Annotated in this window: 9 protein-coding genes; 2 read left to right on the plus strand and 7 right to left on the minus strand. The window is 67.5% G+C overall.

Annotation, left to right across the window (positions count from 1 at the left end; all coding sequences use genetic code 11):
* Window positions 1–5: 5 nt before the first annotated feature.
* The 6 genes from pcaG to rpoB form a co-directional block, all read right to left on the minus strand.
* The gene (pcaG, locus tag AC5RTY_RS01265; RefSeq protein WP_494012730.1) at window positions 6–578 is read right to left on the minus strand and encodes a protocatechuate 3,4-dioxygenase subunit alpha; all 573 of its coding nucleotides are present in this window, start codon (window positions 576–578) and stop codon (window positions 6–8) included.
* Entirely contained in the window at window positions 578–1,423 is an 846-nt protein-coding gene (gene pcaH / locus AC5RTY_RS01270) for a protocatechuate 3,4-dioxygenase subunit beta (RefSeq protein ID WP_494012731.1), read from the minus strand. The genes pcaG and pcaH overlap by 1 nt, the downstream gene beginning before the upstream one ends.
* A gap of 71 nt (window positions 1,424–1,494) precedes the next feature.
* Window positions 1,495–2,682, minus strand: a complete 1,188-nt coding sequence (locus AC5RTY_RS01275) for a 4-hydroxybenzoate 3-monooxygenase (protein WP_494000496.1) — start codon at window positions 2,680–2,682, stop codon at window positions 1,495–1,497.
* A 117-nt stretch (window positions 2,683–2,799) separates the two neighbouring features.
* Window positions 2,800–3,552, minus strand: coding sequence for an IclR family transcriptional regulator (locus AC5RTY_RS01280; protein WP_494000497.1), 753 nt, complete (start codon window positions 3,550–3,552; stop codon window positions 2,800–2,802).
* Between the two features lie 105 nt (window positions 3,553–3,657).
* A complete protein-coding gene (locus AC5RTY_RS01285) occupies window positions 3,658–7,548 on the minus strand; it encodes a DNA-directed RNA polymerase subunit beta' (protein ID WP_494012733.1) in 3,891 nt (1,296 codons plus the stop codon).
* A 117-nt stretch (window positions 7,549–7,665) separates the two neighbouring features.
* Window positions 7,666–11,184, minus strand: a complete 3,519-nt coding sequence (gene rpoB, locus AC5RTY_RS01290; RefSeq protein WP_494000499.1) for a DNA-directed RNA polymerase subunit beta — start codon at window positions 11,182–11,184, stop codon at window positions 7,666–7,668.
* A gap of 493 nt (window positions 11,185–11,677) precedes the next feature.
* On the opposite strand from rpoB, the gene AC5RTY_RS01295 reads away from it, so the two are divergent.
* Entirely contained in the window at window positions 11,678–12,880 is a 1,203-nt protein-coding gene (locus tag AC5RTY_RS01295; RefSeq protein ID WP_494138823.1) for an acetyl-CoA C-acetyltransferase, read from the plus strand.
* Window positions 12,881–12,946: 66 nt separating this feature from the next.
* Window positions 12,947–13,444 (plus strand): aminoacyl-tRNA deacylase, encoded by a 498-nt coding sequence (locus AC5RTY_RS01300; RefSeq protein WP_494000501.1) that lies wholly within the window; start codon window positions 12,947–12,949, stop codon window positions 13,442–13,444.
* A 93-nt stretch (window positions 13,445–13,537) separates the two neighbouring features.
* On the opposite strand, the gene rplL is transcribed toward AC5RTY_RS01300, so the two are convergent.
* Entirely contained in the window at window positions 13,538–13,918 is a 381-nt protein-coding gene (gene rplL / locus AC5RTY_RS01305; RefSeq protein WP_494000502.1) for a 50S ribosomal protein L7/L12, read from the minus strand.
* Window positions 13,919–13,934 lie beyond the last annotated feature (16 nt).

The raw sequence follows: 13,934 nt of genomic DNA on the forward strand, positions 1-13,934 counted from the left end.
CAGGCCTAAATCCCCGGGTAGGTCAGGAAGACGGTCTCGCCGTCACCCTGCAGCCGGATGTCGAAGCGAAGGTCGCCGTTCGGTTCGCGCTCCGCGATCAGCGTGTTCCGCCGCTCTTCCGGCAGCGAGGACAGCAGCGGGTCGTTCGCCAGCGCCTCGGTGTCCTCCGGCAGGTAGATCCGGGTGAACAGCCGGTTCAGCAGGCCGCGGGCAAAGACCACCAGGGAGATGAACGGGGCCTTGCCCGGCTCGGTGGCACCCGGGTTGACCGTGGTGAAGGTGTAGTGGCCCACGTTGTCCACGGCCACGCGGCCGAAGCCGGTGAAGGTGTGGTTGTCGCGGACCAGGGAACCGGTTTCGCGGGAGATCTTGCCGTGCTCGTCGGCCTGCCAGATCTCCAGCATGGAGTCGGGGATCACGGTGCCGTTGCCGTCGTAGACCACGCCGTGCAGCCGGATGGCCCCGGGGTGCGCGCGGTGGACCAGCTGGCTGTCCTTCTCGTAGGGCAGCGCGAAGCCGTAGAACGGGCCGATGGTCTGGCCCGGGGTGGGCACCAGTTTGGTGGTGGACTCGCTCATCAGTGCTCCTCGCCTTCTTCCATCCAGGTGCGGTTGCTGCCGGAAAGGACAATGTCCCAGCGGTAGCCGGTGTTCCACTCGTGGCTGGTGACCGAGTGGTCGTAGGTGGCGACCAGGCGGTCGCGGGCCGCCGGGTCGGTGATCGACTGGTAGATCGGATCCAGCGGGAACAGCGGGTCGCCCGGGAAGTACATCTGGGTGATCATGCGCTGGGTGAAGTCGGTGCCGAACAGCGAGAAGTGGATGTGTGCCGGGCGCCAGGCGTTGTGGTGGTTCTTCCACGGGTAGGGGGCGGGCTTGATGGTGGTGAACTTGTACTCGCCGTTGGGCCCGGTGATGCAGCGGCCCACGCCGGTGAAGTTCGGGTCGATCGGGGCCGGGTGCTGGTCGCGCTTGTGCACGTAGCGGCCGGCGGCGTTGGCCTGCCAGACCTCCACCAGCTGGTTGCGCACCGGGCGTCCGTCGCCGTCCAGGACACGGCCCTGCACGATGATCCGCTCGCCGATCGGCTCGCCGTTGTGCTGGATGGTCAGGTCCGACTCCAGGGCGTGCACGTCACGCTCGCCGAAGGCCGGGCTCCACAGCTCGATGGTCTCCGGGTCCGCGTGGTGCAGGTCCTTGGTGGGGTGGCGCAGCAGCGAGGAGCGGTACGGCGCAAAGTCGATGCGCGGCTGCGTCTCTTCGGCGCCGCCGGCCTCCACGCTCTTGCGGTACGCCTCGTGGCTGTCGGCAATTTCCTGGCTGATCTTTTCCTGCGAATCCGCGGTGGCGGCAGGATCCAGCAGGTGGCTGTCGTCAAACGTCTCGTCCTCGAAAGCCTCGTCCGGAGCTTGTGCGTCGCTCATCGGGACTCCTTTCCGTTGTGGCTATGGATGGTTTAAGGGTTTGCGCGCCCGGCGTGGTGCGGGCGGAGCGGTCACTTGTGCGGCCAGCCCGTGTAGGACTCGGCCAGATACTGCTGCCCGAAGCGGGAACCGGTCACGGTGGCCAGTTCACCGAGGGCACGCTTGGTCTCGAAGGGCGAGGCATCCGTGCGGGTGTGCAGCATGCTGGTCATCCAGTAGGAGAAGTTCTGCGCCTTCCAGACCCGCTGCAGCGCCAGGTCGGAGTAGCCCTCCAGCAGTGCGTCGCTGCCGGTGGAGTAGAACGAGTCGATGGCCTCGAAGAGCACCTTGACGTCCGCGAAGGCCAGGTTCAGGCCCTTGGCCCCGGTGGGCGGCACCGTGTGCCCGGCGTCGCCGGCCAGGAACATGCGCCCGTGGGACAGGGGTTCCCGCACGAAGGAGCGGAAGGCCAGCACGGTCTTGTCGAAGATCGGTCCCTGCTTCAGCTGGAAGCCGTCCGGCCCGTCGACCCGCTTCTGCAGTTCGGCCCAGATCCGGTCGTCGCTCCAGTCGTCCACGTTCTCGGCCGGATCGCACTGGAAGTACATGCGCTGGACGGTCTCGCTGCGCTGGGAGATCAGCGCGAAGCCGTGCGGCGAGTTCGCGTAGATCAGTTCCGGGGCGCTCTTCGGGGCCTCGGTCAGGATGCCGAACCAGGCGAACGGATACTCGATCTTGTAGTCCTGCTCCCCCTTCACCGCGCGGCGGCAGAAGCTGCGGGAGCCGTCGGCACCCACCAGGATGTCGCAGTGCACCTCGAAGGCGGCGCCGTCCTTGTCCGTGAACCTGAACTTGGGCGTCGTGGTCTCCAGGTCCAGCACCTCGGTAACCTCGGCCTCGTAGCGCACGTCGCCACCGTCGCGCCTGCGGGCGGCGGCCAGGTCCAGGAACACCTCGTTCTGCGCGTACAGGGTCACGGTGGCGTCCACGAGGTCCTTGAAGTCCAGCGGATGCGACTCTCCGTTGAAGCGCAGATCGATGCCGGCGTGCTCGTCGCCCTCGGTCAGCACCCGGCCGTCGACGCCGGTGTCGGTGAGCATCTTGACCGAGCCCGCCTCCAGGATGCCGGCCCGGTGGGTGTTGTGGATGGTGTCGTGGTCACGGGATTCCACCACGAGGTTGTCGATCTCGTGCCGGGCCAGCAGGTGGCTGAGCATCAGGCCGGCCGGTCCCCCGCCGACGATTCCTACCTTGGTTTTGATGATCTGCGGTTGCGCCATGGGTGAGTCTCCTGGGTCGAAGAGGAAGCCGTCTCTTCACCAGTGTGAGCCCGGCGACACACGTTCCGCCCCGGCGTTCTTATTGAATGAGAATTACGACGGCGGTGGCCGCCGCGGTCACAGCGCGACGCCCATGGCCCGGGAGATGCCGCGCGCCGCCGTCATCAGCGCCGGCACCACGGCGTGGAAGTTCTCGAAGCCCAGCGGCACCACCACGCCGAGGGCGGCCAGCGGCCGGCCGGCCGGGCCGAGCACGGGGACGGCGATGCCGGTGGTGTCCACGTCGATCCGCCCGTCGAACGCGGCGTAGCCCCGCTTGCGGATGTCGGCCAGGTGCCGGCGCAGGTCGAAGGACACCGGGTCGGCCGATGTGACGGCCTCCGGATGCCGGGTCAGGTAGGACTCCTGGACGTGGTTGGGCGAATAGGCCAGCAGCACCATGCCCATCGAGGTCCGGTGCACCGGCATGGTGCCGGCGATCTGGGCCTGGTTCACCACGGAGCCGCGGCTGGAGAGCCGCTCGATCACCAGGACTTCGTCCTCGCGCAGCACCGCCAGCTGGGTGTGCTGGCGCACCACGGACTGGATGTCCTCCATGAACGGCATGGCGGCCTGCCGCAGGTCGACGGCGGGCGAGCTCCGGTTGGCCAGCTCCCACAGCCGGAGCCCGAGCCGGATCTCGCCGGGGCCCTCCTTCGTCAGCAGCCCGTGGCGGGACAGCGCCTCCACCAGCCGGTAGGTCGTTGCCAGCGGCACATCCGCCCGGCGGGAGAGCGTGGCGACGTTCATCGCCGGCTTGTCCGGCTCGAACGCAGACAGGATGCGCACCAGCCGGTCCAGCATCGAGTCACCGGACGGGGAATTGGCCATGTTCCCAGAATCTCACGTGCTCGGCGGCCGCCGCGGCCATTAAACGCGGAAACCGCCCCCCGCTGCCCCGGTATCGGGGAGCAGGAGGCGGTTCCGTGCTGGCGGCTAGCGGTAGTCGCTGCCCAGGTCGTAGTCATCCAGCGGGATGGCGTGGAACTCGGGCGTCAGCGAACCGTCGGCGCCGGCGTAATCGAAGTCGCCGAAGGCGCTCGGGCCGGTAAACAGGTTGGCCTTCGCTTCCTCCGTCGGCTCCACCGACACCTGGGTGTACCGGTCCAGGCCGGTGCCGGCCGGGATCAGCTTACCGATGATGACGTTCTCCTTCAGGCCCAGCAGCGGGTCGGACTTGCCCTCCATGGCCGCCTGCGTCAGGACGCGGGTGGTCTCCTGGAAGGACGCGGCCGACAGCCACGACTCGGTGGCGAGCGAGGCCTTGGTGATGCCCATCAGCTCGTCACGGCCGTTGGCCGGCTGCTTGCCCTCGGAGACGGCCTTGCGGTTCTCCGCCTGGAAGCGGCTCCGCTCGGCCAGCTCGCCCGGCAGCAGGTCGGTCTCGCCGGACTCGATCACGGTGATGCGGCGCAGCATCTGGCGGACGATGACTTCCACGTGCTTGTCGTGGATGCCGACGCCCTGGCTGCGGTACACGCTCTGGACCTCGTCCACCAGGAACTTCTGCGCCTGGCGCGGGCCGAGGATACGCAGCACCTGCTTCGGGTCCTTGGCACCGGTGACCAGCTGCTGGCCGACGTCCACGTGCTGGCCGTCTTCGACCAGCAGGCGTGCACGGCGCAGCACCGGGTAGGCGATCTCTTCCGAGCCGTCATCAGGGGTGACGATGACGCGCATCTGGCGCTCGCCGTCCTCGATGGACACGCGTCCGGCCACTTCGGCCATCGGCGCGACACCCTTGGGGGTACGGGCTTCGAAGAGCTCCTGGATACGGGGCAGACCCTGGGTGATGTCTTCCGCGGAGGCTACGCCACCGGTGTGGAAGGTACGCATGGTCAGCTGGGTACCGGGCTCGCCGATCGACTGGGCGGCGATGATGCCGACCGCCTCGCCGATGTCCACGGTCTTGCCGGTGGCCAGCGAGCGGCCGTAGCAGAGCGCGCAGGTACCGACGGCGGACTCACAGGTGAGCACGGAGCGCACCTTGATCTCGGTGATGCCGGCGTCGATCAGTTCCTGGATCAGCACATCGCCGACGTCGGCGCCTGCCGTGGCCACCACGGTGCCCTCGGAGTTCACCACGTCGGTGGCCAGCGTGCGGGCGTAAGCGGAGTTCTCCACCTCTTCGTGCCGGCGCAGTTCACCGTTGTGGTCGGCCTCGGCGATGACCGTGTTCAGGCCGCGCTCGGTGCCGCAGTCCATTTCGCGCACGATCACGTCCTGCGAGACGTCCACCAGGCGGCGGGTCAGGTAACCCGAGTTGGCGGTACGCAGCGCGGTATCGGCCAGGCCCTTGCGGGCACCGTGCGTGGCGATGAAGTACTCCAGCACCGACAGGCCCTCGCGATAGGAGGACTTGATCGGGCGCGGGATGATCTCGCCCTTCGGGTTGGCCACCAGACCACGGATACCGGCGATCTGGCGGACCTGCAGCCAGTTGCCACGGGCACCGGAGGACACCATGCGGTTGATGGTGTTCTCCTTGGTCAGGTTCTTCCGCATCGCGTCGGCAACCTCGTTGGTCGCCTTGTTCCAGATGTCGATCAGTTCCTGGCGCCGCTCGTCGTCGGCGATCAGGCCCTTGTTGTACTGGGACTCGACGCGGGCGGCCTGGGTCTCATAGCCCTCCATGATGGCGGCCTTTTCGGCCGGGGCCGCGATGTCGGAGATCGCCACGGTCACGCCGGAACGGGTCGCCCAGTAGAACCCGGCGTCCTTGAGGTTGTCCAGCGTCGCCGCGGTGACGACCTTCGGGTAGCGCTCGGCCAGATCGTTCACGATCGCCGAGAGCTGGCCCTTGTCCGCCACGCGCGCCACCCAGGGGTAGTCATCGGGCAGCGTGTCGTTGAAGATGACCTGGCCGAGCGAGGTTTCGATCAGCGCTTCCTGGCCCTCTTCCCAGCCCTCCGGTGCCGGCTGGTCCGCGCTGGGCACGAAGCCGGGCACGCGGATCTTGACGACGGAGTTCAGGTGCAGCTCGCCGGCGTCGTGGGCCATGATGGCCTCCGCCGGGCTGGCGAAGACACGGCCCTCGCCGGTTCCGCCTTCGCGCTTGGTGGTCAGGTGGTGCAGGCCGATGATCATGTCCTGGGAGGGCAGGGTCACCGGACGGCCGTCCGACGGCTTCAGGATGTTGTTCGAGGAGAGCATCAGGATGCGCGCCTCGGCCTGGGCCTCGGGGCTCAGCGGCAGGTGCACGGCCATCTGGTCGCCGTCGAAGTCGGCGTTGAACGCGGCGCACACCAGCGGGTGCAGCTGCAGCGCCTTGCCTTCGACCAGCTGCGGCTCGAACGCCTGGATGCCCAGCCGGTGCAGGGTTGGTGCACGGTTGAGCAGCACCGGGTGTTCGGTGATGATCTCTTCGAGCACGTCCCACACCTGCGGGCGGAAGCGCTCCACCATCCGCTTGGCGCTCTTGATGTTCTGCGCGTGGTTTAGGTCCACCAGCCGCTTCATGACGAACGGCTTGAACAGCTCCAGCGCCATCTGCTTGGGCAGGCCGCACTGGTGCAGCTTCAGCTGCGGGCCGACCACGATCACGGAACGGCCGGAGTAGTCGACGCGCTTGCCCAGCAGGTTCTGCCGGAAGCGGCCCTGCTTGCCCTTGAGCATGTCGGACAGCGACTTCAGCGGACGGTTGCCCGGTCCGGTGACCGGACGGCCGCGGCGGCCGTTGTCGAACAGCGAGTCCACGGCTTCCTGCAGCATCCGCTTTTCGTTGTTGACGATGATTTCCGGCGCGCCCAGGTCTAGCAGGCGCTTCAGGCGGTTGTTGCGGTTGATCACGCGGCGGTACAGGTCGTTCAGGTCGGAGGTCGCAAAGCGGCCGCCGTCCAGCTGCACCATCGGGCGAAGCTCCGGCGGGATCACCGGAACGGCGTCCAGCACCATTCCCAGCGGCGAGTTGGTGGTGGTCAGGAAAGCGTTGACCACCTTCAACCGCTTCAGGGCGCGGGTCTTGCGCTGGCCCTTGCCGTTCTTGATGATGTCGCGCAGGGACTCGGCCTCGGCAGCCATGTCGAAGTTCTCGAGGCGGTTCTTGATGGCTTCGGCACCCATGGCGCCTTCGAAGTAGAGGCCGTAGCGGTCGCGCAGCTCGCGGTAGAGCCCCTCGTCGCCCTCGAGGTCGGCGACCTTGAGGTTCTTGAAGCGGTCCCAGACCATGTCGAGGCGCTCGATCTCGGCGTCGGCGCGCTTGCGCACGTTGGCCATCTGGCGGTCGGCGGAGTCGCGGGCCTTCTTCTTCTCGGCGGCCTTGGCGCCCTCGCCCTCCAGCCGGGTCAGCTCGTCCTCGAGGTCCTTGGCGATCGCCGCGATGTCGGAGTCGCGGGTATCGGCCAGCTGCTTCTTCTCCAGGTCGTGCTCGGCCTGCAGGTTGGGCAGCTCCTCGTGGCGGCGCTCCTCGTCCACGCTGGTGATCATGTAGGCGGCGAAGTAGATGACCTTCTCCAGGTCCTTCGGCGCCAGGTCGAGCAGGTAGCCCAGGCGGGAGGGGACACCCTTGAAGTACCAGATGTGGGTGACCGGGGCGGCCAGCTCGATGTGGCCCATCCGCTCGCGGCGGACCTTGGCACGGGTGACCTCGACGCCGCAGCGCTCACAGATGATGCCCTTGAAGCGCACGCGCTTGTACTTGCCGCAGTAGCACTCCCAGTCGCGGGAAGGTCCGAAGATCTTCTCGCAGAAGAGGCCGTCCTTCTCGGGCTTCAGGGTGCGGTAGTTGATGGTTTCCGGCTTCTTGACCTCGCCGTAGCTCCAGTCGCGGATGTCGTCCGCGGTGGCAAGGCCGATGCGCATGAGGCCGAAGGAGGATTCGCTGGACATATGGTCCCTGTTCTCTCTTGTTCTCTAAATCTGAAAGTCTGTCGGGTTACGGACAGAGGGTCGCCGTGCGGCGGGCCGGCCGCGGTGCTCCAAGGCACCGGCGGCCGGCCGGCGCGGCTAGACCTCTTCGACGGAACTCGGCTCGGCCCGGGAAAGGTCGATGCCCAGTTCTTCCGCGGCCCGGAAGACTTCTTCATCCGAGTCACGCATTTCGATCGCGGTGCCGTCGGTGGAAAGTACTTCCACGTTCAGGCAGAGCGACTGCATTTCCTTGATCAGCACCTTGAAGGATTCGGGAACACCCGGCTCCGGGATGTTCTCGCCCTTGACGATCGCCTCGTAGACCTTGACGCGGCCGTGGATGTCGTCGGACTTGATGGTGAGCAGTTCCTGCAGGGTGTACGCGGCGCCGTAGGCCTCCAGGGCCCACACTTCCATTTCGCCGAAGCGCTGGCCGCCGAACTGCGCCTTGCCGCCCAGCGGCTGCTGGGTGATCATCGAGTACGGGCCGGTGGAACGCGCGTGGATCTTGTCGTCCACCAGGTGGTGCAGCTTCAGGATGTACATGTAGCCCACGGACACCGGATCCGGGAACGGCTGGCCGGAGCGGCCGTCGAACAGACGGGCCTTGCCGGAAGCGCCGATCAGGCGCTCGCCGTCGCGGGTCGGATTGGTGGCATCCAGCAGCCCGGTGATCTCGAACTCGCTGGCACCGTCGAACACCGGCGTGGCCACCGTCGTCGGACCCGACTGGCGGGGCAGGTTCGGCAGGTCCTTGGCCCAGTCCGGGTTGCCCTCGATGTTCCAGCCCTGCTTCGCGGCCCAGCCGAGGTGGATTTCCAGCACCTGGCCCACGTTCATGCGGCCGGGAACACCCAGCGGGTTCAGCACGACGTCGACCGGGGTGCCGTCTTCCAGGAACGGCATGTCCTCGACCGGCAGGATCTTGGAGATGACGCCCTTGTTGCCGTGGCGTCCGGCGAGCTTGTCGCCGTCCGTGATCTTGCGCTTCTGCGCCACGTACACGCGCACCAGCTGGTTCACGCCCGGGGGCAGCTCGTCGTCGTTGTCGCGGTCGAAGATCCGGACGCCGATCACCGTGCCGGACTCGCCGTGCGGGACCTTCAGGGAGGTGTCGCGCACTTCGCGGGACTTCTCGCCGAAGATCGCACGCAGCAGGCGCTCTTCCGGGGTCAGCTCGGTCTCGCCCTTGGGGGTCACGCGGCCGACGAGGATGTCGCCGGCGTCGACCTCGGCGCCGATGTGGATGATGCCGCGCTCGTCCAGCTGGGAGAGCACTTCCTCCGACACGTTCGGGATGTCGCGGGTGATTTCCTCGGCACCGAGCTTGGTGTCGCGGGCATCAACCTCATGCTCCTCGATGTGGATGGAGGTCAGCACGTCGTCGGAGACCACGCGCTGCGACAGGATGATCGCGTCCTCGAAGTTGTGGCCCTCCCAGGACATGAAGGCCACGAGCAGGTTCTTGCCCAGCGCCAGTTCGCCCTGGTCGGTGGACGGACCGTCGGCGATGATGCTGCCGGTTTCCAGCCGCTGGCCCTCGGAGACGAGGACGCGCTGGTTGTACGCGTTGCCTTGGTTGGAGCGGGCGAACTTCATGATCGGGTACCGGGTCTCGGTGCCGTCGTCGTTCAGGGCGGTGACCAGGTCCGCGGAGACCTCGGTGACCACGCCCGGCTTGGCGGCAACCACGGAGTCGCCGGCGTCGACAGCCGCGTAGCGCTCCATGCCGGTGCCGACCAGCGGGGCTTCCGAACGCAGCAGCGGCACGGCCTGGCGCTGCATGTTCGCGCCCATCAGCGCGCGGTTGGCGTCGTCGTGCTCCAGGAACGGAATCAGGGCGGTCGCCACCGACACCATCTGGCGCGGGGAAACGTCCATGTAGTCGACCTCGGTGGCCGGCACGAGCACCGGCTCGCCGCCGCCGCCGCGCTCCCGGCTGAGGACCAGGTCCTCTTCGAAGTGCAGGTCCTCGGTGAGCGGGGCGTTCGCCTGGGCGATCACGCACTCGATCTCGTCATCGGCCGTGAGGTAGTCGACCTGGTCGGTGACCTGGCCGTCGACGACCTTGCGGTAGGGGGTCTCGATGAAACCGAACGCGTTGATCCGCCCGTAGGAGGCCAGCGAGCCGATCAGGCCGATGTTCGGGCCTTCAGGAGTCTCGATCGGGCACATGCGGCCGTAGTGCGAGGGGTGCACGTCACGGACTTCCATGCCGGCGCGGTCGCGGGACAGGCCGCCCGGGCCCAGCGCCGACAGGCGGCGCTTGTGCGTCAGGCCGGCCAGCGGGTTGTTCTGGTCCATGAACTGGGACAGCTGCGACGTGCCGAAGAATTCCTTGATCGCTGCCACCACGGGGCGGATGTTGATCAGGGTCTGCGGCGTGATCGCCTCGACATCCTGCGTGGTCATGCGTTCGCGGACCACGCGCTCCATGCGGGAGAGGCCCGTGCGGACCTGGTTCTCGATCAACTCGCCGACCGCGCGGATGCGGCGGTTGCCGAAGTGGTCGATGTCGTCGATCTCGACGCGGACGTCGTGGTCGGCGCCGTCGCGCTTGCCCGGGATGGTGGTCTCGCCGGCGTGCAGGGCGACCAGGAACTTGATCATGGCGACGATGTCGTCATTGTTCAGGACCGAGGCGTCCGGATCCGTCAGCGGCTTGTCGATGCCCAGCTTGCGGTTGATCTTGTAGCGGCCGACCTTGGCCAGGTCGTAGCGCTTGGGGTTGAAGTACAGGTTGTCCAGCAGGGACTGGGCAGCCTCGACTGTCGGCGGCTCGCCCGGACGCAGCTTGCGGTAGATGTCCAGGAGGGCTTCTTCCTGGGTCTGTGTGGCGTCCTTCTCCAGCGTGGCGCGGATGGAGTCGTACTCGCCGAAGGTCTCCAGGATCTGGCCCTCGGTCCAGCCCAGGGCCTTGAGCAGCACGGTCACGGACTGCTTGCGCTTGCGGTCGAGGCGGACGCCGACCTGGTCGCGCTTGTCGATTTCCAGCTCGAACCAGGCGCCGCGGGACGGAATGATCTTCGCGGTGAAGATGTCCTTGTCACTGGTCTTGTCGGCGGTCTTCTCAAAGTAGGCGCCCGGCGAGCGGACCAGCTGCGAGACGACGACGCGCTCGGTGCCGTTAATGACGAAAGTGCCCTTGTCGGTCATCAGCGGGAAGTCGCCCATGAACACGGTCTGCTGCTTGATCTCGCCCGTGTTGTTGTTCATGAACTCGGCCTTGACGTACAGCGGCGCGGAGTACGTGGCGTCGCGGTCCTTGCACTCGGCCATGGTGTACTTCGGATCGGCGAACTCCGGCTCCGAGAAGCTCAGGGACATGGTGCCCTGGAAGTCCTCGATCGGGGAGATCTCTTCGAAGATGTCGGCGAGGCCGGAGGTGCCGGCCACACCCTGGCGGCCTTCTTCCTGGGCCTTGGCTACGCGCGCCTTCCAGCGTTCGTTGCCGACCAGCCAGTCGAAGCTGTCGGTCTGAAGGGCGAGCAGATTGGGAACGTCAAGAGGTTCGTGAATCTTGGCGAATGAGAGCCGCCGGGTTGCTCCGTCGTTCGACGAGGCGTCCAGCAGGCTGTTAGCGGTATCGGTATTAGAGGTGCTCGAGGCGACCAAGAGGGATCCTTCCACAGACCTTCAGGCTTGTCCTGCGCTTCCGCACCGCCGGCTCCCCGAATGGGGTCCGGACATCACCTGGATCCGCTATATGATCCTTGCCCGCCGCACGATCTGCAGTTAAACACAGATAGGGCGTGGCGAAGCCCACCGCTATATGAAGGCCAAAGGTTTTGAGGGAAGACGCAAATACTTAGTGTACGGCACCGCGTCGCGGCTTGTCCAACATGCCGGGCAGGCACCAGTCACCGCTCCCCCGCCATCGGGATGCGAGCGGCCTGCGGTGCGAAACGCGGTGCGAAAGGGGCGTCTTCGCGGTTGTCTTCCCCGGGACAACGCCACCAGCATATACCGGCCTGCCGGCAATTTCCGGCCCGCGCTCCAGGCGAGTTGCCCAAACACGGGTAATCTGTGAAGCAGATCATACCCACGGCAGCAGCCATGTGGCCCCTGTTTGCGCAGGCCACAGGCGCGGAAAAGAGGCATCGACACCATGGCCGAGAACAACAGCAGCCGCGACGACGTCGTCATCCTGAACGGCGCACGCACGCCCACGGGACGACTGAACGGCCAGCTCGCGTCCTTCACCGCCGTCCAACTCGGTGGCAAAGCGATCGCCGCGGCGCTGGACCGCTCCGGCGTCGCCCCCGAACAGGTGGACGCGGTCATCATGGGGCACGTCATCCAGGCCGGCGCCGGCCAGAACCCCGCCCGGCAGGCGGCCATCGCCGCCGGACTGGGCTGGAACGTGCCGACCGTGACGATCAACAAGGTTTGCCTCTCCGGGCTGGCCGCCGTCACCGACGCCGCCCGGCTGATCCGCTGCGGCGAGGCGCAGGTGGTGGTGGCCGGCGGGCAGGAGTCGATGACCAACGGCCCGCACCTGCTGCCCGGTTCCCGCCAGGGCTGGACCTACGGCAGCCTGACCGCCCTCGATGCCACCGCCCACGACGGCCTCACCGATGCCTTCGACCACGAGTCGATGGGCGTCTCCACCGAGCGCCGGAACGCCGAGCTGGGCATTCCCCGCGAAGCGCAGGACGAAGTGGCCGCCGCCTCCCACCAGCGCGCCGCCGCCGCCGCCAAGAACGGGGTCTTCGACGACGAGATCGTCCCCGTCGCGGTGCCGCAGCGCAAGGGCGAGGACCTGGTGGTCGACAGCGACGAGGGTGTCCGCCCGCAGACCAGCGTGGAAAGCCTGGCCCCGCTGCGCCCGGCGTTTGCCAAGGACGGCACTATCACCGCCGGCAACTCCTCCCCCCTGTCCGACGGCGCAGCCGCCGTCGTGGTCGCGACCCGCGGCTTTGCCGAGGACAACGGCCTGGACTGGCTCGCCGTCGTCGGCCGTCCGGGGCAGGTGGCCGGACCGGACACCTCGTTGCAGTCGCAGCCGTCCAACGCAATCGCCCAGGCGCTCAAGCGTGCGGGCTGGACCACGGCCGACCTGGACTTCATCGAGATCAACGAAGCCTTTGGGGCCGTGGCGGTTCAGTCGCTGCAGGACCTGGACTACCCGCTGGAGAAGTGCAACATCCACGGCGGGGCCATCGCCTTGGGCCATCCGATCGGCGCCTCCGGCACCCGGCTGGCGCTGACGGCCGCCTTGGAACTGCGCCGGCGCGGCACCGGCAAGGCCGCGGTCTCCCTGTGCGGCGGCGGCGGCCAGGGCGAGGCGCTGCTGCTCTACCGGGACTAGCGGTTCCGGGCGGCCCCCGGCGGCCCGGCCGGGAATACCGGGCGGGCGCCGGGGCTTGAACCGGGCATGAGCAACGACTCCGGTGCCCCTGCCCTGCCGGCCGGCCTGCAGCGTTTCCTGGCCGGCGCCCAAGCCCACTCCCTGAAGGTCGACGTCGCCGAACGCGCCGGCGCCCGCAGCCTCGCGGAGGCCGCGCAGCTGCTGGGCATCGCCGAGGCCGACATCGTCAAGACCCTGGTCATCAAGCACAAGGACGGCTCGTTCCTGTTCGCCCTCATCCCCGGCGACCGGCAGATCTCCTGGCCCAAGCTCCGCTCGCTGCTGGGGGTCAACAAACTTTCGCTGCCGCACGCCGATGTTGCCTACACGGCAACGGGATACCGGCGCGGCACCATCACCCCGCTGGGCAGCAGCACGGCCTGGCCGGTGTACGCCGACGAGTCCATCCGCGGCCGGCGGATATCGCTGGGCGCCGGGGAACACGGTTACTCCGCCTTCGTCGACGCCGATGCGCTGACCTCCGCGCTCGGCGCCACCGTCGCCGACATCTCCGACCCGGCCTGAGCCCGCCGGGCCCGGCCTGCGGCGTCCGGCCCGCACAGCACAAAGCCCCGCCGCCCGGTGGGGCGGCGGGGCTTTGCAGAAGCTAAAGAGAGCTTACTTGAGGGTGACGGTCGCGCCGGCAGCCTCGAGAACTTCCTTGGCCTTGTCGGCGGCTTCCTTGGTGGCGCCTTCGAGGACGGCCTTCGGAGCACTGTCGACCAGGTCCTTGGCTTCCTTGAGGCCCAGGGAGGTCAGCGCGCGGACTTCCTTGATCACTGCGATCTTCTTGTCGCCGGCAGCTTCGAGGACGACGTCGAACTCGGTCTGCTCCTCAGCAGCGGCTTCGCCGGCGCCGCCGGCTGCGGGGCCCGCAACGGCAACGGCTGCAGCGGTGACGTCGAAGGTCTCCTCGAACAGCTTGACGAACTCGGAGAGCTCGATGATGGTCAGTTCCTTGAAAGCTTCAATGAGCTCTTCGTTGGTGAGCTTCGCCATGGTTGGCGTCCTTCCT

This window comes from Arthrobacter sp. Y3224055, assembly GCF_059090825.1.